Below are 22,911 nucleotides of genomic sequence, written 5' to 3' on the forward strand. Positions count from 1 at the left end.
CGACGGGCGCCCCGCTCATTCGAACCGGGCGCCGTCGCAGCGGCGCATCAGCGCTTGTCTTCCACCTTCCACTTACCGCCGTCGTAGAACGCCTTCCAGCCGGTGGGCTTGCCATTGACCTCGGACTGCACGTACTGCTCCTTGGTCTTGCGACTGAAGCGAATGACCGCTGGGCGTCCTTCGGGATCCTGCTGCGGCGCTTGGAGCAGGAAGTGGTACTTGGGATCGATCTCATCCCTGTGCGGGATCAGCTCGCTGACCAACGGCGCGCGCGTTTCGCGGTTTTTCGGGAACTGGCTGGCGGCCAGGAACAGCCCGGACGCCCCGTCGCGCAGCACGTAGGTATCGTCGACCTTTTCGCATTTGAGTTCCGGCATCTTCACCGCATCCATCTTCGGCGGCGCCGGCTCACCATTCTTCAGCAGCTTGCGGGTGTTCTTGCATTCCGCATTGGTGCAGCCAAAGAACTTGCCGAACCGGCCGGTCTTGAGCTGCATTTCGCTGCCGCATTTGTCGCACTCCAGACTAGGGCCCTCGTAGCCCTTGATGCGGAACTGCCCCTCCTCCACTTCGTAGCCCGCGCAGTCGGGGTTGTTACCGCAAATATGCAGCTTGTGCTTTTCGTCGAGCAGGTAGGCATCCATCGCATTGCTGCAGATGGGGCAGCGGCGCTTGCCCAAGAGCACCAGGGATTCGGACTCGCCCTCGTCATCGGCTGCGATTTCGTCGCCCGGAATCAGATTGATAGTCGATTTGCAGCGCTCCTTCGGCGGCAGGCTGTAGCCGGAGCAACCGAGGAACACGCCGGTCGAGGCGGTGCGGATCATCATTGGCCGCCCGCAGACCTTGCACGGAATATCGGTCAGGGTCGGCTGGTTGGCACGCATGCCGCTATCCGGCGACTCTGCGATCTCGAGCTTGCGGCGGAAGTCACCGTAGAACTCGTCAAGCACGTGCTTCCACTCCCGCTCGCCCTGCGCGACATCGTCCAGATGCTCTTCCATGCCGGCGGTGAACCCGTAGTCCATCAGGTTCTCGAAGCTCTCGGAGAGGCGCTCGGTAACGATCTCGCCCATTTTCTCGGCGTAGAAGCGGCGGTTATGCAGCGAGACATAGCCGCGATCCTGAATGGTCGAAATGATCGCCGCGTAGGTGGACGGCCGGCCGATGCCGCGCTTTTCCATTTCCTTGACCAGGCTCGCCTCGGAATAACGCGCCGGCGGCTTGGTGAAGTGCTGGCTGGGGTCGAGCGCGAGCAAATCCATCGCCTCGCCCTGCTTCATTTCCGGCAAGACGTCATCTTCGCCGGTCTTGCTCTGCTGCGGCAGCACGCGGGTGTAGCCGTCAAACTTGAGGATGCGACCCTTGGCACGCAGTTCGAAATCACCGGCCGTCACGGTCACGCTGGTCGCCAGGTACTGTGCAGGCGGCATCTGGCAGGCGACGAACTGGCGCCAGATCAGCTCATAGAGGCGCTCGGCGTCGCGCTCCATGCCCGACAACTGGTTGGGCCGCAGGTTGACGTCCGATGGACGAATCGCCTCGTGGGCCTCCTGGGCGCCTTCCTTGCTGGAATAGAAGTTGGGCTTCTCCGGCAGGTACTGGCTGCCGAACTCGCTTTCAATGAACCCGCGGGCCATGACCAGCGCATCGGCCGAAAGATTGGTCGAGTCGGTACGCATGTAGGTGATGTAGCCAGCTTCGTACAGGCGCTGGGCCATCATCATGGTCTTCTTTACGCCGAAGCCCAGGCGATTGCTCGCCGCCTGCTGCAGCGTCGAGGTAATGAAGGGGGCCGACGGCTTGCTCGAGGTCGGCTTGTCCTCGCGCTTGCTGACGCTGTACGTCGCGCTTTTGAGCTTTTCCATCGCGGCCTTGGCCTGCGCCTCGTTCAGCGGCTTGAACGCCTCACCCTTCTCGCGGGCGACTTCGAAGCGCACCTTGGCCTGCTGCGCGGTCGCCAGATCGGCGTGCACTTCCCAGTACTCTTCGGGCACGAAAGCGCGAATCTCGCGCTCGCGCTCGACCACCAGCTTGACCGCCACCGACTGTACGCGACCGGCGGAAAGCCCACGCGCGATTTTCTGCCAGAGCAGCGGCGAGACCATGTAGCCCACCACCCGATCGAGGAAGCGCCGCGCTTGCTGGGCGTTTACCCGGTTGATGTCCAGCTCGCCGGGCTGGGCGAAGGCTTCCTGAATGGCCTTTTTGGTGATCTCGTTGAACACCACGCGCTTGTAGCGCTCGTCGTCGCCGCCGATGGATTCGCGCAGGTGCCAGGCGATGGCCTCTCCCTCTCTATCCAAGTCGGTTGCGAGATAGATGGTGTCGGCTTCCTTGGCCAGGCGTCGAAGTTCCTCGATCACCTTCTCCTTGCCCGGCAGGATCTCGTACTTGGCTTTCCAGCCGTGCTCAGGGTCCACTCCCATTCGGGCAAACAGCTGGCGCTTGGCCTTTTCCTTCGGCGACAGCGACGAGGCTTCGGCAGCCTTGCCGCGCTTGGCCGGCTCCTTGCTCGCAGAGCCGCTGGTAGGAAGGTCGCGGATATGGCCGATACTCGACTTCACCACGTACTGGTTACCCAGGTACTTGTTGATGGTCTTGGCCTTGGCCGGTGATTCCACGATGACCAGCGATTTACCCATGGAGTGGAGATTTCCTGAATCGAGAAGTGAACGAAGGAGAGCTTGCGGAGCTCGGAAGTGCGCTTGCCGGATACGCCAGGCGAGCTGGAGTCAGGACCTCGGCACCGATCCGAGCGGCCCACGGCAAAGGGTCGCGACGAGGCTGCATGATCGCTCTGCCTGAAAAGCACCGCTATATATAGTGGTGACGGATGACAGGTCAAGCCGGCAGTCGACAGAGCTGCCAACCGGGCAACGTCAGAAACGGCTTGGCTCGGCCTCCACCAGTGCGAAGCGCGGTACACGCTCGCCGTCGACTTCCACCGACTCGACGAACATCGACAACGGGCGCACCCACAGCCCTCGCTCGCCGTAAAGCGCCTGGTAGAACACCAGTGGCTCCTCCGTCTCGGAGTGGCGCACCACAGCAAACACCCGGTATTCCGGCCCCTTGTAATGGCGATAACGCCCCGGCTGGACCTGCATGAGAGCCTCCACAAAAAGGAAAACCGGGGCTTGCGGCCCCGGCTTTCATTGACACCAATCTGCAGCATCGGACGACAGGCCACAGCCTAGCCCAGTCGCCCGTCACTGTCAGTCATGCCGTCTTCAGACGCGCTCGAACACCGTACTGATGCCCTGGCCCAGGCCAATGCACATGGTGGCGATACCCAGCGTACCGTTGTTCTGCTTCATCACATTCAGCAGGGTGCCGGAGATACGCGCACCGGAGCAGCCGAACGGATGGCCCAGCGCGATGGCGCCACCGTGCAGGTTGACCTTCTGCTCCATCTTGTCGAGCAGCTTGAGGTCCTTGAGCACCGGCAGTGCCTGGGCGGCGAAGGCCTCGTTGAGCTCGACGAAGTCAATGTCGTCCATGGTCAGACCGGCGCGCTTGAGCACCTTCTGGGTCGACGGCACCGGGCCGTAGCCCATGATAGCCGGATCAACACCAGCCAGCGCCATGGCGCGAACCACGGCCATCGGCTGGATGCCGAGATCCTTGGCGCGCTGGGCCGACATGACGATCATGCAAGACGCACCGTCGGTGATCTGCGAAGACGTACCGGCGGTCACGGTGCCGCCCTTCGGGTTGAACGCCGGCTTGAGCTCAGCCAGACCCTCGAGGGTGGTTTCCGGGCGGATGGTTTCGTCGTAGTCGAAGACCTTGAGGAAGCCGTTCTCGTCGTGACCTTCCATCGGGATGATCTCGTCCTTGAACTTGCCTTCCTGAGTCGCTTTCCAGGCCAGCTGGTGCGAGCGGTAGCCGAACTGATCCTGGGCTTCACGGGTAATGCCGTGCATCTTGCCGAGCATCTCGGCGGTCAGGCCCATCATGCCCGAGGCCTTGGCCGCATGCAGCGACAGCTGCGGGTTCGGGTCGACACCGTGCATCATGCTGACGTGGCCCATGTGCTCCACGCCACCAATGACGAACACGTCGCCGTTGTTGGTCTGGATGGCCTGCACGGCAGTGTGCAGGGCGCTCATGGACGAACCGCACAGACGGCTCACGGTCTGGCCGGCGCTGGTGTGCGGAATGCGGGTCAGCAGCGAGGCCATACGGGCGATGTTCCAGCCCTGCTCGAGGGTCTGGTTGACGCAGCCCCAGATCACGTCCTCGACCTCGGCCGGGTCGATCTTCGGATTGCGCGCCAGCAGGCCGTCGATCAGCAGTGCGGACATGGTCTCGGCGCGGGTGTTACGGTGCATGCCGCCCTTGGAGCGCCCCATCGGGGTGCGACCGAAGTCGACGATGACTGCATCTCTTGGATTCAGGCTCATGAATTCTCTCTCCCTCGATTAACCGTAGAAGCGCTGGCCGTTGGCAGCCATCTCACGCAGCTTCGCGGTCGGGTGGTACAGCGGGCCCAGGTCGGCGTACTTGTCGGCCATCGCAACGAACTCGGCGACGCCGATCGAATCGATGTAGCGCAGCGCACCACCGCGGAAGGGTGGGAAGCCAATGCCGTAGATCAGGCCCATGTCGGCTTCGGCAGCGGTCTCGACGATGCCGTCTTCCAGGCAGCGCACGGTTTCCAGGCACAGCGGGATCATCATGTAGTTGATGATGTCCTCGTCGGACAGCTCGCGGGTCTCGCTGACGATCGGCTTGAGCAGCTCGTAAGACTGAGGATCGACGACCTTCTTCGGCTTGCCCTTCTTGTCCATCTCGTAGGCATAGAAGCCCTTGCCGTTCTTCTGGCCGAGGCGATTGGCCTCATACATGACATCGACGGCGGTCTTGCTGTCATCCTTCATGCGATCCGGGAAGCCTTCGGCCATCACGTCACGGCCGTGGTGGCCGGTGTCCATGCCGACGACGTCCATCAGGTAGGCCGGGCCCATGGGCCAGCCGAACTTCTCCATCACCTTGTCGGCACGAACGAAGTCGACACCATGAGCGATGGCGCGGGCGAAGCCGCCGAAGTACGGGAACAGCACGCGGTTGACCAGGAACCCCGGGCAATCGTTGACCACGACCGGGCTCTTGCCCATCTTCTTGGCGTAGGCGACGGTGGTGGCAATGGCGGTTTCGCTGGTCTTCTCGCCGCGGATAACCTCAACCAGAGGCATCATGTGCACCGGGTTGAAGAAGTGCATGCCGCAGAAGTTTTCCGGACGCTTGAGCGCCTGGGCCAGGTAGCTGATGGAGATGGTGGACGTGTTGGACGCGATGATCGCGTCTTCACGGACGTGGCCTTCCACCTCGGCCAGCACGGCGTGCTTGACCTTCGGATTCTCGACCACGGCTTCGACGACGATGTCGACGTTGCCGAAATCGCCATAGGACATGGTCGGACGGATGGCGTTGAGCGCCTGAGCCATCTTCTCCGGCGTCAGACGGCCTTTCTCGACACGCTTGCCGAGCAGCTTGGAGGCTTCGTCCAGGCCCATCTGGATACCCTCTTCACGGATATCCTTCATCAGGATCGGCGTACCCTTGACAGCCGACTGGTAGGCGATGCCGCCACCCATGATGCCGGCGCCGAGTACGGCAGCGAGCTTCACGTCGCGCGCCTGCTTGTCGTAGGCCTTGGCCTTCTTTTTCAGCTCCTGATCATTGAGGAACAGGCCGATCAGGCTCTCGGCGACCGAAGTCTTGGCCAGCTTGACGAAGCCGGCAGCTTCGACTTCCAGCGCTTTGTCACGGCCGAAGTTGGCCGCTTTCTGGATGCTCTTGATGGCCTCGACCGGAGCCGGATAGTTCGGGCCGGCCTGGCCTGCGACGAACGCCTTGGTGGTCTCGAACGCCATCATCTGCTCGATGGCATTGAGCTTGAGCTTGTCCAGTTTCGGCTGGCGCTTGGCCTTGTAGTCCAGTTCGCCGGAGATGGCGCGCTTGACCAGATCCAGTGCAGCTTCCTGCAGCTTCTCCGGAGCGACGACGGCATCGACCGCGTGCACCTTGAGGGCGTCTTCGGCGCGGTTCTCCTTGCCGGAGGCGATCCACTCGACGGCGTTGTCCACACCGATCAGGCGCGGCAGACGCACGGTGCCGCCGAAGCCCGGGTAGATGCCCAACTTGACTTCCGGCAGACCGACCTTGGCGGCGGTGGACATGACGCGATAGTCAGCGGCCATGCACATCTCGAAACCGCCACCCAGGGCGATGCCGTTGATGGCGACCACGGTGGGCACGCCCAGGTCTTCGAAATCGTTGAAGATCTTGTTTGCTTCGAGGTTGCCGGCAACCAGCTCTTCATCGGGCAACTTGAAGTTGTCGACGAACTCGGTGATGTCGGCGCCGACGATGAACACATCCTTGCCGCTGGTGACGACGACACCCTTGACCGAAGCGTCGGCCTTGATGGCATCGACTGCCTGGCGCAGATCGTTGAGAGTGAGGCGATTGAATTTATTGACGGACTCACCCTTGAGGTCGAAATTCAATTCGACGATGCCGCTCTCAAGAGCCTTAACCGTGATGGCTTTACCTTCGTAAATCATCAACTGATCTCCAGGAATGGAAGCTGAACGTTACGCGTCGCACGTCTTCGGCCTTCCTCGACCGCGCCTTGCGGCGACGACACCCACCGACACGATACATCGGGCACTCGAGGTTCGCTGGCAAACGCTCGATTCATACGCCCGTTTGATTTGGGTCGGCACACCTTCGAGGAAAAGCGTCGCCTTGTCAATCGGTCGCACGCGCTCTTCGCTGCGCTGGGCACCAGCGCAGCGATGGCGCACGACTGGCCCTCCCAGGGACAATGCCTGACCATTCAGTACATCGATCATTCGCGCCTGGGGCGCGCAAACAAAGCCGGCAGGCGCAGGTCAATCGGGGGACCAGCAGGTACACTGCAGCCACAATGCGCCGACCTCTGGCGCCCGCCCTCTTTGCTCGGAGCCCAGCATGTCCCGTCCCCCCATCGCTCGCGCCGACGCCGGTACCGATCCCTATCGCTGGCTGGAAAAACGCGACGCCCCGGAAGTGCTCGCTTATCTCAAGGCGGAGAACGCCTACCTCGAAGAGCAGCTCGCCGATCAGGCCGAACTGCGTGAAGCGCTGTTTCAGGAGATCAAGAGCCGCATCCGCGAAACCGATCTATCGCTGCCCTCCCCCTGGGGGCCGTGGCTGTACTACCAGCGCACCACCGCGGGCGACGAGTATCCGCGGCACTACCGCTGCCCGCGCCCGCTGGATGGTTCGCTGACCGTCAATGAAAGCGCCGAACAGCTGCTGCTCGACCCCAACGAGCTGGCCGGTGGCGGCTTTCTTTCGCTGGGCGCCTTCAGCGTCAGCCAGGACCACAGCAAGCTCGCCTACAGCCTCGACCGCGAAGGCGACGAGATCTACCGGCTGTACGTCAAGGACCTGGCCAGCGGCTCGGTCACCGAGCTGCCCTTCGACAACTGCGACGGCAGCATGACCTGGGCCAACGACAGCCAGACCCTGTTCTATGGCGAGCTGGACGAGACCCACCGACCACACAGTATCTACCGCCATCGCCTGGGCGAAACCGGCAGCCACGCGGTATTCCATGACCCGGACGGGCGCTTCTTCGTGCATTGCTACCGCGCCAGCTCCGACCGCCAGCTGGTCATCCTCTCCCACAGCAAGACCACCAGCGAAGCCTGGGTGCTGTCGGCGGACCAGCCGGAGGGCAGCTGGACCTGTCTGGCAGCGCGCCAGGAGGATCACGAATACTTCCCCGATCATGGCCTGTACGAGGGCCAGTGGCGCTGGCTGATCCGCAGCAACCAGGCGGGCATCAACTTCGCCCTTTATCACGCCAGCGAGGCCGAGCCAGGCCGCGAGCACTGGCAGGAGCTGGTCCCGCATGATGACGCGGTGATGCTCGAGGACGTCAGCCTGAACGCCGAGGCGATTACCCTGACCCTGCGCGAAAGCGGCCTGCCGGTGATCGAGGTGCGGCCACAGGGCGTCCAGCCCTATCGCCTGCAGTTGCCCGATGCGGCCTACAGCCTGCACGTGCAAAACTCGCTGGAATTCACCAGCACGGTGATCCGCCTGCGCTACGAGGCGCTGAATCGCCCGGCGCAGATCCGCCAGCTGACCCTGGCCGACGGCACGCAGGAGGTGCTCAAGGAAACCCCGGTGGAAGGCCCCTTCGATGCGGACGCCTATGAAAGTCGGCGCATCTGGGCCACCGCCCAGGACGGCACGCAGATTCCCATCAGCCTGGTCGGCCGCCGCGACAGCTTCGGCAAGCCCGCACCGCTCTATCTCTACGGCTACGGCGCCTACGGTCACAGTCTCGACCCCTGGTTCTCCCACGCGCGGCTGTCGCTGCTCGACCGCGGCTTCATCTTCGCCATCGCCCATGTGCGTGGCGGCGGTGATCTGGGCGAGGCCTGGTACCGCGCCGGCAAGCTGGAGCACAAGCCGAACACCTTCAACGACTTCATCGCCTGCGCCGAGCAGCTGTTGGCCGACGGTTACACCACATCGCCACGCCTGGCCATCAGCGGCGGTAGTGCCGGCGGCCTGCTGATCGGTGCCGTGCTCAACCTGCGTCCGGAGCTGTTCGGTGCGGCGATCGCCGAGGTGCCCTTCGTCGACGTGCTCAACACCATGCTCAACGCCGACCTGCCGCTGACCGTGACCGAGTACGACGAATGGGGCGACCCGAATCAGCCCGAGGTGCACGAGCGCATCAAGGCCTATGCGCCCTATGAAAATGTCCGGGCCCAGGCCTATCCGCCGCTGCTTGCCGTGGCCGGCTATAACGACAGCCGTGTGCAGTACTGGGAGGCCGCCAAGTGGGTTGCCAAGCTGCGCGCCACCCGCACCGACGACAACCTGTTGCTGCTCAAGACCGAGTTCGGCGCAGGTCACGGTGGCATGAGCGGTCGCTACCAGGCGCTCAAGGATGTGGCGCTGGAGTACGCCTTCGTGCTCAAGGTGTTCGGCATGGCCGGCTGACGCAGCCGACCTGCGGCGGCGAACCGGGATCGCCGCCGGCAGTCACTCATTGAGGACACCTTCAGGAGCTGATGCGATGAACCGAACCTCTTCCGACCGACCCGCGCAGAACGTCCATGGCTGGGAGCGCGCCGCCTCGCTGGCCGGCGGCCTGTATCTTCTGGGTAAAGGTCTGCGCCACGGGGGGCTTGGAGGCCTGCTCCAGGTGGGAATCGGCGCCCTGGCGCTGGCGCGCGGTATCAGCGGCCGCTGCGAGGCCAAGCGCGTGCTGCAGGAAGTCGGCGAACAGGCGCAGAACGCGGTGATCGATTCCAGCCACATGCCGCTGGAGCAGACGCCGGCCGAACGCGAGCGCTTGCGCAGCAGTGCGCAAGCAGCCACGTCGACCGTCACGGTGACGGGCAATCAGGGGTTGGACAGTCCGCCGACCAACCCTTGAACGCAGTGCTTCAGTGGTTGCAATCGGGGCCGTGGACGTGTTCGTCGTCCTCGCCCTCGACCGGCTCCATCTCCAGCTGCAGGCTGACCAGATTGGTCGCCAAGGGGCGCAGCAGCAGGTTGGCGTATTCGGTGTCGCCCTCCTCGACATCCACTCCGATCATCAGCTGGCCATTACCGACCTGCTGGATCCAGACCTCACGCCCCTGCCACATCACGGCAAAACGGGTGCAGGAGGTCACCAACTGGGTACCGTCGACGTCTTCGAGAATCAGTTGCAGGCTATCGCTCATGGACATTCGCTCTTCTGGAAAATTGAGGGGCGGCAAGCCGCCCCCCGGGACGAGTCAGGCCTGCACCAGCGCGGCAACGGCACGCTCGAGGCGGTCGAGGCCTTCGTCGATGTCGGCCTGCTCGATGATCAGGCTCGGCGCCAGGCGCAGTACGTCGGGGCCGGCCTGCAGGATCATCAGCGCTTCCCGTTCCGCCGCCGCGCAGAAGGCGGCCGCCTTGCCTTTCCAGGCGTTGCTGAGGACGCAGCCGATCAGCAGGCCGCGGCCACGCACCAGGCGGAACACGCCATAACGCTCGCCGATCGCCTCGAGGCGCGTGCGGAACAGCGCATGACGCTGCTTCACGCCTTCCAGCACCTCGGGCGTATTGACGATGTCCACCACCGTCTCGGCCACCGCGCAGGCCAGCGGGTTGCCCCCGTAGGTGGTGCCGTGGGTGCCCACGCTCAGGTGCGCGGCGATCTCGTGGGTGGTCAGCATCGCGCCGATCGGGAAACCGCCGCCGAGGCTCTTGGCATTGGTCAGGATGTCCGGAACCACTCCCGAATGCATGTAGGCAAACAGGTCGCCGGTACGGCCCATGCCAGTCTGTACTTCGTCGAAGATCAGCAAGGCGCCATGCTCGTTGCACAGCTCGCGCACACCCTCGAGGTAGGTCTGATCGGCCGGCAGCACCCCGCTTTCGCCCTGGATCGGCTCGAGCACCACCGCACAGGTGCGTTCGGACATCTTCGCTCTCAGCGCCTCGAGATCGTTGTAGGGCACGTGGGTGATGCCCTCGATCTTCGGCCCGAAACCATCGGAGTACTTCGGTTGACCACCTACCGTGACGGTGAACAGCGTACGGCCATGAAAGCTGTTGATCGCCGAGATGATCTCGTACTTCTGCGGCCCGTGGACGTCATGCGCATAGCGGCGGGCCAGCTTGAAGGCGGCCTCGTTGGCCTCCGCTCCGGAGTTGCAGAAGAACGCGCGGTCGGCGAAGGTCGCTGCCACCAGCTTCTTGGCCAGACGCAGGGCCGGCTCATTGGTGAAGATATTGGAGATGTGCCAGAGCTTGCCGGCCTGCTCGGTCAGCGCAGCAACCAACGCCGGGTGCGCGTGCCCCAGGGCATTGACCGCGATGCCACCAGCGAAGTCCACCAGCTCTCGCCCGCTCTGGTCCCAGACTCGCGACCCCTGGCCTCGCACCGGAATGAAGGCGGCGGGGGCGAAGCTCGGAACAATGACCTGATCGAAATCGGCACGTTCAACCGGGATATGCGGGGCGGACATCGGGCTCTCCTGCGATGCGTCGGAATTAGGAAAGAAAACGCCCCGCCAGCGGCGGGGCGTCACAAGGCGCAGTGTAAACGCAGGACCGCCCCGTTTGAGCGGTCGCGAGAAAAAAACTCGCTGTCAGGCGCCGAAATGCTGCTTGTCCAGCTCGATGGCCTGATCGAGCGTCTCGAGCAGCGCTTTGCGCACCTTCAGCTTGGTATTCCTGTGCGCCACCATGTTGATGCGTTTCAGCTGGGCGGCCACCGCCAGTGCCGTTTCCATCAAGGCCTCGGCGGAAACGACGCGATCGAGGAACCCGGCCAGCACGGCCCCCTGCGGATCGAACAGCTCGCCGTTGATGACCGAGCGCTGGAACGCGGCCTTGCCCAGGCGATCACGGGCCAGTTCGATACCGGCATGGTGCATGGTCATGCCGATCTGCACCTCGTTCAGGCCGATGTTGAACGGCCCCTCAACACCGATGCGGTAGTCCGCAGCCAGCAGCAGAAAGGCCCCTTTGGCGATGGCGTGGCCCGGGCAGGCCACGATGATCGGATAAGGGTGGGCCAGCATGCGCCGGGTGAAGGCCGAGCCGGTCGCCACCAGGCTCATCGCGTTTTCGGCGCTGGAGGTCATTACCTTCAGGTCGTAGCCCCCGGAGAGGATGCCCGGCTGGCCAGTCAGGATCACCACGGCGCGATCCTGCTCGGCGCGATCGAGCGCCGCATTCAGCGCTTCGAACATCTGCGGCGACAACGCATTGACCTTGCCGTTGGCCAGCGTCAGCGTGGCAACGCCATCGTCGAATTGGTACGAAATCAGCTCACTCATGCCCCATCCCTTTGTTTGTCTTTTACGCAAGTGCGCCGACGTTACTCACCGGAACTCGCTCGGTAAAGCGCCTTGACTGACCGTTCGGTCACCGATTGCCGCATTTCGCCGCTGTTCCAGCGCTACCGCTGCGAGCTCCCGCAGAGTTGCCGCGCCTGGCGCTCGGTCAAGCCCTGCGCGAAGACGGCCGGCTTAAATGCATGAAAAAACTCAAAAAGTTTTTGCCATTCGAAAAGCCTTCGGCTAAATTAGCGCGCCTCGACGGACAGCACGCCCGTTGAGATCCGGTGAGGTGTCCGAGTGGTTGAAGGAGCACGCCTGGAAAGTGTGTATACGGGAAACCGTATCAAGGGTTCGAATCCCTTCCTCACCGCCAGTTAAAAAAGCCCCTGAGTCTTGCGACTCAGGGGCTTTTTCGTTGCGCCTTCATTTATTCAGCGCGGGTTGATGACGCCATCGCGCTCGGCGTTGTCCGGGTCGGTATCGGGGAGTTGCTCGTTCCGCCGCCGCCCGTGCGGGAGCGCGCCGTCGTTGTCCGGAAGCTCGTCTATCCCGGCTTCGTCGCTCGGCTCGAGATCGGTGCGCCCACGCCCCGGCAGCTCGGGGCGGCCGGGAATGATCGGGTCTCGCTTGCTGTCTTCGCTGGCCATCGTTCTTCCTCGCTCGCTGTTTCAGCTTTCGAGAGCGCCGCCGGGCCGCCGTTCCGGCCGCCCGTCCGGCTCATGAACGGCCTGCTGCACCTGTCAGCTCAACAACCAGGGCATCAAAAGCGCCGTGGCGACACCCAGCAGGCTCATCGCCAGGGCGGCGAAAGCACCGCATTCCCGGCTCTCATGCAGCGCATGGGCGGTGCCGATCGCATGGGCGTTGATGCCATAGCTGAAGCCGCGCGCAGCAGGATGGTCGACCCGCGCCAGGCGTAGCAGCGGCGGCCCGAGCACCGTACCGATGACGCCGGTGAGCATGACCATCACTGCCGCCAGCGCCGCGACGCCGCCCAGCTGGTCGGCGACCAGCATGGCGATGGGCATGGTCACCGACTTTGGCGCCAGGCTCATGGACAGGGCCTCGCTGGCGCCGAGCAACCAGCACACCAGCAGCGTGATCAGCACCGTGAGCACCCCGGCGACCGCCAGCGTGATGACGATCGGCCAGAACAGCTGACGAATGCGCGCGAGGTTCTCGCGCAGCGGCACGGCCAGGGCGACTGTCGCCGGGCCGAGCAGCCAGGCGATGGGCTCGGCGTCGCGGCGATAGTCGCGGTAGTCGATGCCACACAGCGCCAACACCGCGACGATCAACAACATGCCGACCAGTACCGGCTGCAGGAGCAGCCACCCCGAGCGACGATAGAGCGCGACGGCCAACTGGAATGCCAGCAGCGTCAGGCCCACGGAAAACAGCGGATGACCGATGAAGCTGTGCCAGGCCGTCATGGCTGCTCACCTCCCATCCGACGCGCGAGAAACTGCAGCAGCCAGCCGCAGACCGGAATGGTCACCAGCAGCGAAGCCAGCAGCGCAACAATCACCACGGCAAACTCGTCGAACAACAGTTCGTAGCTGGTCATGATGCCCGCGGCATGGATCATCAGCATCAGCGGAAGGTACTGCAGCAGCAAGGAAGCCGCCTTCTGCAGGGACTCGGGCACTGCACCGAGAAACGCCAGCCCCAGCAGCAACAGGACCAGCCCGACGATCGGGCCCGGCAACATCGGCAGCCACAGGCTGCTCAGCGTCGTCCCTGCAATTTGTAACAGCACCAACACGAAAAGCCCTTTCAGCACATCTGTTCTCCTCTTCATCGAGCCGACATCGAGAGCCGGCCCGGAATGCGCGACCCGCGACTATGCCGCATGCATGCGCGACGGAGACAGGATCAGTTGCACTCGAAGAGACCGTATCAGGCTCTTCGATCAGCCAGTCGCCCTCTATCTGATCTGCTTTTTGCACACGGAGCTGAGTCTGTTATGCACACCACGGCTACCGGAAGATGCGGCGCATCCGAACCGGCCTGCTGGACCTGCCCCATGAACGACCGCATTCCCGTCCGCGCGATTGAAACGCTCGATCACCGTCCCTTGCGCCTGACCCCGGCTCAGGCCGGTGGGCCGATCCACACCCGCCGCTTTCGCGGCCGCTTCCGGAACCTGCGCCTGCTCGGCGCGGGTTCGCTGATGGCGCTGTTCTTCGGCACCGCCTGGCTGAACTGGGAGGGACGCCAGGCGGTGCTCTGGGATCTGGCGGAACGCAAGTTCCACATCTTCGGCGCGACATTCTGGCCACAGGATTTCATTCTGCTGTCCGCGCTGCTGATCATCTGCGCCTTCGGCCTGTTCGCCGTCACCGTATTTGCCGGTCGCGTGTGGTGCGGTTACGCCTGCCCGCAAAGCGTCTGGACCTGGCTGTTCATGTGGGCCGAACGCATCACCGAAGGCGACCGCGGCCAGCGGCTGAAGCTCGATGCCGCACCCTGGTCGTTCCAGAAGCTGGGCCGACGCACCGCACGGCATGCGTTATGGCTGGCCATCTCGCTCGTCACCGCGGTGACCTTCGTCGGCTACTTCACGCCGATCCACGCATTGATCGCGGACCTGGCCAGGCTGCAGCTGGACGGCTCCACGGCATTCTGGGTGCTGTTCTTCACGGCAGCGACCTACCTCAATGCCGGTTGGCTGCGCGAGAAGGTCTGCCGGGACATGTGCCCCTACTCGCGCTTCCAGAGCGTGATGTTCGACCGCGACACGCTGACGATCGCCTACGATGCCGCGCGCGGCGAACCGCGTGGTGCGCGACGCAAGGACAGCGACGCCCGCGCCCAGGGTCTGGGCGACTGCATCGACTGCACCCTGTGTGTCCAGGTATGCCCCACCGGGATCGACATCCGCGACGGCCTGCAGCTCGAGTGCATCGGCTGCGCCGCCTGCATCGACGCCTGCGATGAGGTGATGGACAAGCTGGGCTATGCCCGAGGCCTGGTGCGCTACGGCTCGGAGCGCGAGCTGGCGGGTGGCCGGACGCGCTGGCTGCGGCCACGCCTGCTCGGCTACGTGGCTGCCCTGGCAGTGATGATCGGCGCCTTCGCCTGGGCGCTGGCCGACCGGCCGCTGGTATCGCTCGATGTCACCCGTGACCGCGGTCTGTTCCGCGAAAAACGCCGCCGGTCAGATCGAGAACGTCTACAGCCTGAAGATCATCAACAAATCGCAGCTCCCCCAGCGCTACCGACTCGCCTTGCGCGGAGCCGACGGCCTGGCGCTGCAGGGGCCCGACGAACTCGCGCTGGCCGGGGGCGAAATCCGCGATCTGGCCGTCAGCGTCGTCCAGCTCAGTGAGCCTGCGCCACGCAGTACGCGCACCCTGTACTTCGAGGTTGCCGCCACCGGCGCGGCGGAGCAGCGCGCCGTCACCGACAGCACCTTTATCGCGCCGCCGCGCTGAGGCCATGCACAAGGGCAGGCGGCCGACGTAGAGTGTGCCTGCCCTGCCCCAGAGACCGTCGATGAAGCGCTACGAGAAACTTGCCGAGGAAATAGCCGAACTGATCCGCAGCGGTGTGCTCGCCGCGGGTGAACGAGTGCCCTCGGTACGCCAGGCCAGTCGCTCGCACGGCGTGAGCCCGTCGACGGTGTTCCAGGCCTACTACCTGCTGGAGGATCGCGGGCTCATTCAGGCCCGGGCACGCTCGGGCTACTTCGTTCGCGAGCACGCCCAGCGCCCCCTTCCCGAACCGGAGCCGCGCAGCCTGTCCGCGCAGGCCACCGAAGTGGATGTCAGCGAGCTGGTGTTCTCGGTACTCGGTTCGCTGAAGGACCCGCAGACGGTGCCCTTCGGCTCGGCCTTTCCCAGCCCCGATCTGTTTCCCCTGGCACGCCTGGCGCGCTCCATGGCGCATGGCCTGCGCACGCTTTCGCCGCACGAAGTCATTGCCGACATGGACCGCCGGCAATCCCGACCTGCGCCGGCAGATCGCCCTGCGCTACATGACCAGCGGCGTGCTGCTGCCGATGGACGAGCTGGTGATCACCAACGGCGCGATGGAGGCGCTCAACCTGTGCCTGCAGAGCGTCACCCGGCCCGGCGATCTGGTGGCGATCGAATCACCGGCGTTCTATGCCTGCCTGCAGGTGCTCGAACGCCTCGAGCTTCGTGCAGTGGAGATTCCGGTGCAGCCGCGCGAGGGCATCGACCTTGCGGTATTGGCCGACAGCCTCGAGCGGCTGCCGATTCGCGCCTGCTGGTTCATGAGCAGCCTGCAGAATCCGCTCGGCGCGAGCATGAGCGAAGCGAACAAGGAAGCGCTGTACGCTCTGCTTCAGCGGCATCAGGTACCGCTGATCGAGGACGACGTCTATGCAGAGCTGTACTACGGCAAGCAGCCGCCCCGGCCGGTGAAGAGCCATGACCGCGAGGGACTGGTGATGCACTGCGGCTCGTTCTCCAAAAGCCTGGCGCCCGGCTATCGGGTCGGCTGGGTCGCCGGGGGGCGATTCGCCGAATCGATCAGCCGGCTGAAGCTGATGACCACCCTGTCACCCTCCGTACCAGCCCAGGCAGCCATCGCCGACTACCTGCAGCACGGCGGTTACGACCGCCACCTGCGACGCCTGCGCCACACGCTGGAGATGCAGCAAAGCGCCATGCTCGCCTCGGCCGCCCGGCATTTCCCGCAGCAGACGCGTGTCACCCGGCCGGCCGGCGGCTATTTCCTGTGGTTCGAGTTCCCCGAGCAGGTGGATTCGCTACAGCTCTTCCGCCTCGCCCTGGCGCAAGGCATCAGCCTGGCGCCAGGGCCGATCTTTTCGGCGAGCCGCCGTTTCGGCCACTGCGCGCGGCTCAACCATGGCCACCCATGGACGGCGCAGAGCGAGGAAGCCATGGCCGTGCTGGGGCGCATCCTGCGCACCCTGGGGCCGGCGCAGCGCGGCAGCTAGCGATCGGCGCCGCCACCCATGGCCCCGCCCGTGCTGGCACCACCGGCGCCGGACGCCGCACCGCCATTGCCCGAAGGCATGCCCGTGCCGGCGTCCGGCGTGCCGGGAATCGTCGTGCCGTCGCCAGCGGGGCGAGGTTGAGGCGTGGTCAGCGGCCGCCCGGGTTCGCTGTGCGTGGCCGGCGCTACCGGCCGGTCGGGCTGGCGAACGGTGCTGCCGCTGCCACGCCCGAGCTGCCCGGGGAGCGTTGAGCGGGCCCCGTCATCGAGTCGGTTGGTCCGGTCCAGCGCATCCTCGCGGATGCGGTTGATGTCGCGATCGGTCTGCTCACGGCTTTGCGTCAGTTCCTCACCGATGCGGTGGCGTTCCTGTTCCAGCGATTGCTGGGCGATGGCCTGGCCGGCGACCGCCGCCACAAGCAGTAACGGGAGATGGATGGGTCTGATCATGCTGGCGCCTCCGAGGGGTTGCTGGTAGGCGGTGGACCACAGCAAGCGGCGGGGAGTGCGACACTCATGCGCCATTCGGCGGTACGGAACTTGCCTGACCTGAAGGCAACAACCTCCGGCAGACGGCCCAGCTCGACCACTTCGTGCTTTGGCGAGAGCGGACCTACGGCCCCCGTCGAATCGGACGCCGCGCGCTCAAAACCGCCCCATAGCGGCCGGCAGCGTCGAAAACAACAAAGGGTTGAGCCATGTTCAAACACAAGAAATTCAGGCAGGCGACGCTTATACTTCTGGCCACTGCGGTCGTGCTGATTCTGCCCAACCTCAGCCGCCTGTTCGGCTGAGCGTTCCATAAGGTAACCACCATGCGCCAAGTGCTACTTGCCGTCCTGCTCGCCAGCCTGCTGAACCTGTCGGCCATGGCCGGCGACGTCAACCGGGAAGCCGCCATGCAGGCACTGACGCAGCCCAATGCGACGCTGATCGACGTTCGCACGCCCGAGGAATTCGCCGAGGGCGCCCTGCCTGGCGCAGTCAACCTCGAAACCTCCGAATTCTCCGCGCACATCGCCGAGGTCGCACCGGACAAGGACGCCCCGGTGGTGCTCTACTGCCGCAGCGGCCGGCGCGCCGGCGAGGCGCAGCAGGTGCTGGAATCGATGGGCTATCGCCAGGTGATCAACGCCGGCGGCTACAGCGACCTGCTACCGGCCTTCGACGCCGACTGAAGCGCCTGCGCCGCAGCTCCCAGGCGCCCCGCCGATGGAACTTATCGCCCCCGACGGACTCGAAAACCCAGGGCGCGTTTCTCCCTTGCCAGGGCTTGCGCCGCATCAGCGCAGGCCCTGACGTTCGACTGACATCACCTGCCATGGGCTAACCTGAGCCTGGGCCGGCCCCCGCTCGGGGTCGTCCCAGCCTTGCGCATGACCTGAACGGGCTTCGGGCAGGCGCGCTCCCGACAAATCCTTCCGTGCCTAGGCACATTTGCCGCCCTGGAGGTTCGAGGCAATGAATTGGGAAGTTCTGCTGGACAATACCCTGTGGATCGACGTCGCCATCGTGGCGGCCGTTACCTTCGTCAGTTTCTGGGTGCTGCGCAGCGCGCTGGCCCTGATCAAGAAGCGCCTGCGCAAGCTGGCCCATGGTTCAACCAGCGGATTCAGCGGCATCGCCGCAGAAATGCTCGAGCACACCAGCAACCTGCTGCTGTTCGCCTTTTCCCTGCTGATCGGCCTCAAGGTGGTCGAGCTACCCCCGCGCTGGGAGCTGACCATGGCGCATGGCTGGTTCATCGCGCTGGCCTTTCAGATCGCCCTGTGGATGGACACCGCCGTTCGCCTGTGGATGGAAAGCCTGACCCGCGACGGCAAGGCGCGCAACCCGGTCACCACCACCATCATCGGCATCATGCTGCGTATCGTGGTGTGGACCATGATGCTGCTGTCGATCCTGGCCAACCTCGGAGTGAACATCACGGCGATGGTCGCCAGCCTCGGTGTCGGCGGTATCGCCATCGCCCTGGCCGTGCAGACGCTGCTCAGCGACGTGTTCGCCTCGCTGTCGATCGGCATCGACAAGCCGTTCGAGATCGGCGATTTCGTCGTCTTCGGCGACGTCGCCGGCAACATCGAGCACATCGGCCTAAAGAGCACGCGCATCCGCTCGCTGAGCGGCGAGCAGATCGTCTGCTCCAACGCCGACCTGCTCCAGCAGACCGTGCACAACTACAAGCGCATGAACACGCGGCGCATCGTCTTCAAGTTCGGCGTCACCTATGACACGCCGAGCGACAAGGTTCGGGAGATCGGCCAGTTGGTCAAGCGCATCATCGATGGGGTCGAACAGGCCAAGTTCGACCGCGCCCACTTCCTTGCCTTCGATGACAGCCAGCTGACCTTCGAGGTCGTCTACATCATGCAGACCTCCGACTACAACCAGTACATGGATGCCCAGCAGGAGATCAACCTGGGTCTGCTCGACGGCCTGCGCGAGATGGGCGTCAGCTTCGCCTTCCCGACCCGCAGCGTCGAATTCGTCGGCGGCCGCCTGCCGGAGCTCAGCGTCGCCGGCGTGGCCGAAGCCAAGCCGGCGGCCAATGGCTAAGCCAGCGCGACGCCGTCGCGGCGGCGTCGCCTCACCCCATGGCCTTGCGATCGGCGATCAGCTGTTGCACCACGCCAGGCTCTGAGAGGGTCGAAATGTCGCCCAGCGCCTCGTAGTCGTCGGTAGCGATCTTGCGCAGGATGCGGCGCATGATCTTGCCCGAACGGGTCTTCGGAAGCCCTGGCGCCCACTGGATGACATCCGGCATGGCGATCGGGCCGATCTCCTGGCGCACCCAGTGGCACAGCTCGTCACGCAGCGCTTCGCTGGGCTCGACGCCCGCCAGCAGCGTCACGAACACGTAGATGGCCTGCCCCTTGACCGCATGCGGCACGCCGACCACCGCCGCTTCGGCCACCTTCGGGTGCGCGACCATCGCGCTCTCGATCTCCGCGGTGCCCAGCCGGTGGCCGGAGACGTTCAGCACGTCGTCGACCCGCCCGGTGATCCAGTAGTAGCCGTCCTCGTCGCGCCGGGCGCCGTCGCCGGTGAAGTACATGCCGCGAAAGGTCTTGAAGTAGGTATCGACGAAGCGGTCGTGGTCGCGGTACAGCGTGCGCGCCTGGCCCGGCCAGGAATCGAGGATCACCAGATTGCCTTCGGTCGCCCCTTCGAGAAGATTGCCCAGGTTGTCCACCAACCCGGGCACCACGCCGAAGAACGGCCGGGTTGCCGAACCCGGCTTGAGCGCAGTGGCGCCCGGCAACGGGCTGATGAGAATGCCGCCGGTCTCGGTCTGCCACCAGGTGTCGACGATCGGGCAGCGCGACTGGCCGACGGTCTCGTGGTACCAGTGCCAGGCCTCCGGATTGATCGGCTCGCCGACCGTGCCGAGTAGACGCAGGCTCGAACCGTCGGCGCCTTCGACCGCGGCAGCGCCCTCGGCCATCATCGCGCAAATCGCCGTGGGCGCCGTGGGCGCCGTGTACAGGATGTTGACCCGGTGCTTGTCGATGATCTGCGCCACGCGCCTGACGTCCGGATGATTGGGCACCCCCTCGTACATCAGCGTCGTCGCGCCGTTGGCCAGTGGGCCGTAGATCAGGTAGCTGTGGCCGGTGATCCAGCCGATGTCGGCGGTGCACCAGTAGATTTCGCCGGGCCGATAGTCGAACACCCGCTCGTGCGTCAGGGCGGCGTACAGCAGGTAGCCGCCGCAGGTGTGCAATACGCCTTTGGGCCGACCGGTCGAACCGGAGGTGTAGAGGATGAACAGCGGTTCCTCGGCGCCCATTTCCTTCGGCGCGCAGGTTTCCCCGGCCACCCGCATCAGATCGTCATAGCAGACGTCGCGATGCGGGTGCCAGCGGATGCGCTCCCCCGTGCGCCGCACCACGATGATCTTCTGCACGCAATGGGTGCGCGGATTGGTCAACGCCTCGTCGACGTTGTCCTTGAGCGGGACCTTCTTGCCGCCGCGTATGCCTTCGTCGGCGGTGATCACCACCTTCGACTGCCCGTCGATGATGCGCCCGGCCAATGCCTCCGGGGAGAAACCGCCGAACACCACCGAGTGGATGGCACCGATGCGGGCGCAGGCCAGCATCGCGATGGCCGCCTCCGGGATCATCGGCATGTAGAGCGTCACTACATCGCCGCGATGCACGTCCTGGCCACGCAAGGCATTGGCGAACTTGCAGACCTCCTGGTGGAGCTCGCGGTAGGTGAGCTCGCGGTGCTCCGAGGGGTCGTCGCCTTCCCAGATGATCGCCACCTGATCGCCACGTTCGGCCAGGTGGCGATCCAGGCAGTTGGCCGAGACGTTCAGCGTGCCGTCGGCAAACCATTTGATCGAGACATGGTGGTCGTCGAACGAGGTTCGCTTGACCTCGCTGAACGGACGGATCCAGTCCAGACGCGCCGCCTGCTCGCGCCAGAACCCTTCCGGGTTGACCACCGACTGCTGATACAAGGCCTTGTAAGTGGCTTCATCGGTCAACGACCGGGCAGCCACCTCCGGTTGCACGGGATACACGGATGCAGCACTCATGGCATCACCTCTGTCTGTCTGCTTGCAGCTGGAACCCCCGCGTCCTTCAGGCGTACCCATATCAACCCGAGCGCTTGCCACAGGCCTGTGCGGCAAGCGCCAACCGGATAGCGGCGGCGTCGCTGCAGATAACGGCGCTGGTCGCCGCACCGCAACGGAGGCCGAAGGCCACCGGCGCCCGACAGACAGCTCGCCAAAGCGAGCCGGGGTGTCATCTCTCCTTTAGCTCGAAATCGCCGAGATTGCGTATTTGACCCTGCATCGCGGTCAGATATCCGGCAGACCACGCGCCTCCGGAGCCCGGCATGCCTCCTGCCACGAACCGCCTGTTTCGCCTGCTCGACCGCATCCATCAGAGCATCGCGTTCTACCCGGCGCTGATCGCCTCGGCGCATCTGCTCTTCGGCATCGCGCTGCTGGCGTTCGACGGCAGCTCGCTCGCCGACCGCTTGCGCCCTGCGCTGCCGGCGGGCCTGGACGACCCGGACAATGTGCGCGAGATCCTCGGCACGCTGATCGCCGCGGTCGTCTCGCTGATGGTGTTTTCCTTCTCCATGGTCATGGTCGTGCTCAACGGCGCCGCCGCGCGCCTGTCGCCGCGGGTGCTGCCGCAGCTGATCAGCGACAGGCGCAACAGCGTCATCCTTGGCGCCTACCTGGGCAACATCCTCTACCTGCTGCTGATGATCAGCCAGGTGAACACCAGCCAGCCGAGCAGCGTCCCGAGCTTCGGCGCCCTGCTCGCCCTGCTGGCCGGCCTCAACAGCATGGTGCTGTTCGTGGTGTTCATCCGCTCGGTGTCGCAGTCGATCCAGCCGGACTGGGTCGTGCGCCAGCTTTATCGCGAGGCGACCGACGCGCTCGACACGCGTGTCGCGCGGCTGGGCGAACTCCAGCTGCCGCCGGACGACAGCGACTGGTGGTGCGTGCGAGCCCGGCAGCCGGGTTACCTGCGCCGGGTGAATGAGCGGCAACTCGGGCAACTGCTGCGAAAGCACGACCTGTTGGCGGTCATCCAGGTCGAACCCGGCTTCTTTCTCGTCGAGGGGCATCCACTGATCAAGCTGAGCAGGCCGCTGCAGGCGGAGCAGTGCAATGCCCTGCTCAGCTGCTTCGATTTCCATGACGACGAATTCGCCCGGTCCAACGTTTCGTTCGCCATGCGCCAGATGACCGAAGTAGCCGTCAAGGCGATCAGCCCTTCGATCAACGACCCGGGCACGGCGATTCGCGTGTGCAACCTGCTCGGAGTGATCCTGGGTCGAATCGGCGGTGTGCCCGCCTTTGACGTCGGCTGCCTGGAAAACGGCCGGCCGCGGCTGTTCTACCCACAGCTGGGCACCGAACGCCTGCTGGTGGAAATGCTCGGCCCGCTGCGCACCTATGGCAACCACGCCCCCCTGGTGATCGTCGCCCTGCTACGCTGCCTGAAGAACGCTGCCCATGGCGAGCAGAGCGCCGCGCAGCTGCAGGCGCTGCACGCGGAAATCAGCGCGCTGCGTAGCGATGCCGACAGCAACCTGACCGCCAGGTGGTGAACGAATCGCTGCAGCGCCTCAACGAGCTTGGCCCGCGCCTGCCGCCGGTCCGCCT

Annotated in this window: 17 protein-coding genes, 1 tRNA gene and 2 pseudogenes; 8 read left to right on the forward strand and 12 right to left on the reverse strand. The window is 64.8% G+C overall.

All coding sequences use genetic code 11. From position 1 onward, the window contains the following. Nucleotides 1–47 precede the first annotated feature (47 nt). The 4 genes from topA to fadB form a co-directional block, all read right to left on the reverse strand. Nucleotides 48–2,645 (reverse strand): type I DNA topoisomerase, encoded by a 2,598-nt coding sequence (gene topA, locus CL52_RS11800; protein ID WP_043220818.1) that lies wholly within the window; start codon nucleotides 2,643–2,645, stop codon nucleotides 48–50. Nucleotides 2,646–2,882: 237 nt separating this feature from the next. After that, the gene (locus CL52_RS11805; protein WP_041104789.1) at nucleotides 2,883–3,110 is read right to left on the reverse strand and encodes a DUF1653 domain-containing protein; all 228 of its coding nucleotides are present in this window, start codon (nucleotides 3,108–3,110) and stop codon (nucleotides 2,883–2,885) included. A 123-nt stretch (nucleotides 3,111–3,233) separates the two neighbouring features. After that, nucleotides 3,234–4,409, reverse strand: a complete 1,176-nt coding sequence (gene fadA, locus CL52_RS11810; RefSeq protein WP_041104787.1) for an acetyl-CoA C-acyltransferase FadA — start codon at nucleotides 4,407–4,409, stop codon at nucleotides 3,234–3,236. An 18-nt stretch (nucleotides 4,410–4,427) separates the two neighbouring features. Then, entirely contained in the window at nucleotides 4,428–6,575 is a 2,148-nt protein-coding gene (fadB, locus tag CL52_RS11815) for a fatty acid oxidation complex subunit alpha FadB (protein WP_043220819.1), read from the reverse strand. 409 nt (nucleotides 6,576–6,984) lie between these two features. Here fadB and CL52_RS11820 point away from each other — a divergent pair, with 409 nt between their 5' ends. After that, nucleotides 6,985–9,018, forward strand: a complete 2,034-nt coding sequence (locus CL52_RS11820; RefSeq protein WP_043220821.1) for a S9 family peptidase — start codon at nucleotides 6,985–6,987, stop codon at nucleotides 9,016–9,018. 76 nt (nucleotides 9,019–9,094) lie between these two features. Then, nucleotides 9,095–9,457, forward strand: coding sequence for a YgaP-like transmembrane domain (locus CL52_RS11825; protein ID WP_043220823.1), 363 nt, complete (start codon nucleotides 9,095–9,097; stop codon nucleotides 9,455–9,457). Between the two features lie 10 nt (nucleotides 9,458–9,467). Here the strand turns inward: CL52_RS11825 and CL52_RS11830 are convergent, their stop codons facing one another. From CL52_RS11830 to CL52_RS11840, 3 genes are all read right to left on the reverse strand, one after another. Continuing rightward, entirely contained in the window at nucleotides 9,468–9,749 is a 282-nt protein-coding gene (locus tag CL52_RS11830) for a hypothetical protein (protein WP_041104781.1), read from the reverse strand. A gap of 54 nt (nucleotides 9,750–9,803) precedes the next feature. After that, nucleotides 9,804–11,024, reverse strand: coding sequence for an aspartate aminotransferase family protein (locus CL52_RS11835; RefSeq protein WP_043220824.1), 1,221 nt, complete (start codon nucleotides 11,022–11,024; stop codon nucleotides 9,804–9,806). Between the two features lie 123 nt (nucleotides 11,025–11,147). After that, the gene (locus tag CL52_RS11840; RefSeq protein WP_043220827.1) at nucleotides 11,148–11,840 is read right to left on the reverse strand and encodes a crotonase/enoyl-CoA hydratase family protein; all 693 of its coding nucleotides are present in this window, start codon (nucleotides 11,838–11,840) and stop codon (nucleotides 11,148–11,150) included. 286 nt (nucleotides 11,841–12,126) lie between these two features. Here CL52_RS11840 and CL52_RS11845 point away from each other — a divergent pair. Beyond that, nucleotides 12,127–12,216: transfer RNA gene (locus tag CL52_RS11845), tRNA-Ser, on the forward strand. Between the two features lie 58 nt (nucleotides 12,217–12,274). Here the strand turns inward: CL52_RS11845 and CL52_RS11850 are convergent. The 3 genes from CL52_RS11850 to CL52_RS11860 all read right to left on the reverse strand — a co-directional run bounded on the left by CL52_RS11850 (nucleotide 12,275) and on the right by CL52_RS11860 (nucleotide 13,644). Continuing rightward, entirely contained in the window at nucleotides 12,275–12,490 is a 216-nt protein-coding gene (locus tag CL52_RS11850) for a hypothetical protein (protein WP_043220829.1), read from the reverse strand. Nucleotides 12,491–12,583: 93 nt separating this feature from the next. Beyond that, complete coding sequence (locus CL52_RS11855) at nucleotides 12,584–13,276, reverse strand: LrgB family protein (RefSeq protein WP_043220831.1); 693 nt, start codon at nucleotides 13,274–13,276, stop codon at nucleotides 12,584–12,586. Beyond that, nucleotides 13,273–13,644, reverse strand: coding sequence for a CidA/LrgA family protein (locus tag CL52_RS11860; protein ID WP_041104774.1), 372 nt, complete (start codon nucleotides 13,642–13,644; stop codon nucleotides 13,273–13,275). Before CL52_RS11860 ends, CL52_RS11855 begins: the two co-directional genes overlap by 4 nt. A gap of 225 nt (nucleotides 13,645–13,869) precedes the next feature. On the opposite strand from CL52_RS11860, the pseudogene ccoG reads away from it, so the two are divergent. After that, nucleotides 13,870–15,280 (forward strand): annotated as a pseudogene (gene ccoG / locus CL52_RS11865) (cytochrome c oxidase accessory protein CcoG). A 61-nt stretch (nucleotides 15,281–15,341) separates the two neighbouring features. After that, a pseudogene (mapR, locus tag CL52_RS11870) lies at nucleotides 15,342–16,773 on the forward strand (GntR family transcriptional regulator MpaR). On the opposite strand, the gene CL52_RS11875 reads toward mapR, so the two are convergent. After that, nucleotides 16,770–17,222, reverse strand: coding sequence for a hypothetical protein (locus CL52_RS11875; RefSeq protein WP_043220833.1), 453 nt, complete (start codon nucleotides 17,220–17,222; stop codon nucleotides 16,770–16,772). The pseudogene mapR and the gene CL52_RS11875 sit on opposite strands and share 4 nt — an antisense overlap. A gap of 365 nt (nucleotides 17,223–17,587) precedes the next feature. On the opposite strand from CL52_RS11875, the gene CL52_RS11880 reads away from it, so the two are divergent. Beyond that, complete coding sequence (locus tag CL52_RS11880) at nucleotides 17,588–17,950, forward strand: rhodanese-like domain-containing protein (RefSeq protein ID WP_043220835.1); 363 nt, start codon at nucleotides 17,588–17,590, stop codon at nucleotides 17,948–17,950. A 283-nt stretch (nucleotides 17,951–18,233) separates the two neighbouring features. After that, nucleotides 18,234–19,328 (forward strand): mechanosensitive ion channel family protein, encoded by a 1,095-nt coding sequence (locus CL52_RS11885; protein WP_041105724.1) that lies wholly within the window; start codon nucleotides 18,234–18,236, stop codon nucleotides 19,326–19,328. Between the two features lie 31 nt (nucleotides 19,329–19,359). Here CL52_RS11885 and acs read toward each other — a convergent pair whose 3' ends face one another. Then, nucleotides 19,360–21,318, reverse strand: a complete 1,959-nt coding sequence (gene acs, locus CL52_RS11890; RefSeq protein ID WP_043220838.1) for an acetate--CoA ligase — start codon at nucleotides 21,316–21,318, stop codon at nucleotides 19,360–19,362. Nucleotides 21,319–21,623: 305 nt separating this feature from the next. Here acs and CL52_RS11895 point away from each other — a divergent pair, with 305 nt between their 5' ends. Then, nucleotides 21,624–22,856, forward strand: coding sequence for a DUF2254 domain-containing protein (locus CL52_RS11895; protein ID WP_043220839.1), 1,233 nt, complete (start codon nucleotides 21,624–21,626; stop codon nucleotides 22,854–22,856). Nucleotides 22,857–22,911 lie beyond the last annotated feature (55 nt).

Origin of the sequence: Stutzerimonas balearica DSM 6083 (assembly GCF_000818015.1) — a bacterium.
GTDB lineage: Bacteria > Pseudomonadota > Gammaproteobacteria > Pseudomonadales > Pseudomonadaceae > Stutzerimonas > Stutzerimonas balearica.

Coding starts and splice junctions, on each gene's coding strand:
- topA (WP_043220818.1), bottom strand. CDS start 2,645: ATGGGTAAATCGCTGGTCATCGTGGAATCACCGGCCAAGGCCAAGACC.
- CL52_RS11835 (WP_043220824.1), bottom strand. CDS start 11,024: ATGTCCGCCCCGCATATCCCGGTTGAACGTGCCGATTTCGATCAGGTC.
- CL52_RS11830 (WP_041104781.1), bottom strand. CDS start 9,749: ATGAGCGATAGCCTGCAACTGATTCTCGAAGACGTCGACGGTACCCAG.
- CL52_RS11855 (WP_043220831.1), bottom strand. CDS start 13,276: ATGACGGCCTGGCACAGCTTCATCGGTCATCCGCTGTTTTCCGTGGGC.
- CL52_RS11825 (WP_043220823.1), top strand. CDS start 9,095: ATGAACCGAACCTCTTCCGACCGACCCGCGCAGAACGTCCATGGCTGG.
- CL52_RS11860 (WP_041104774.1), bottom strand. CDS start 13,644: ATGAAGAGGAGAACAGATGTGCTGAAAGGGCTTTTCGTGTTGGTGCTG.
- CL52_RS11820 (WP_043220821.1), top strand. CDS start 6,985: ATGTCCCGTCCCCCCATCGCTCGCGCCGACGCCGGTACCGATCCCTAT.
- CL52_RS11805 (WP_041104789.1), bottom strand. CDS start 3,110: ATGCAGGTCCAGCCGGGGCGTTATCGCCATTACAAGGGGCCGGAATAC.
- CL52_RS11880 (WP_043220835.1), top strand. CDS start 17,588: ATGCGCCAAGTGCTACTTGCCGTCCTGCTCGCCAGCCTGCTGAACCTG.
- fadB (WP_043220819.1), bottom strand. CDS start 6,575: ATGATTTACGAAGGTAAAGCCATCACGGTTAAGGCTCTTGAGAGCGGC.
- CL52_RS11885 (WP_041105724.1), top strand. CDS start 18,234: ATGAATTGGGAAGTTCTGCTGGACAATACCCTGTGGATCGACGTCGCC.
- fadA (WP_041104787.1), bottom strand. CDS start 4,409: ATGAGCCTGAATCCAAGAGATGCAGTCATCGTCGACTTCGGTCGCACC.
- CL52_RS11840 (WP_043220827.1), bottom strand. CDS start 11,840: ATGAGTGAGCTGATTTCGTACCAATTCGACGATGGCGTTGCCACGCTG.
- CL52_RS11875 (WP_043220833.1), bottom strand. CDS start 17,222: ATGATCAGACCCATCCATCTCCCGTTACTGCTTGTGGCGGCGGTCGCC.
- CL52_RS11895 (WP_043220839.1), top strand. CDS start 21,624: ATGCCTCCTGCCACGAACCGCCTGTTTCGCCTGCTCGACCGCATCCAT.
- acs (WP_043220838.1), bottom strand. CDS start 21,318: ATGAGTGCTGCATCCGTGTATCCCGTGCAACCGGAGGTGGCTGCCCGG.
- CL52_RS11850 (WP_043220829.1), bottom strand. CDS start 12,490: ATGGCCAGCGAAGACAGCAAGCGAGACCCGATCATTCCCGGCCGCCCC.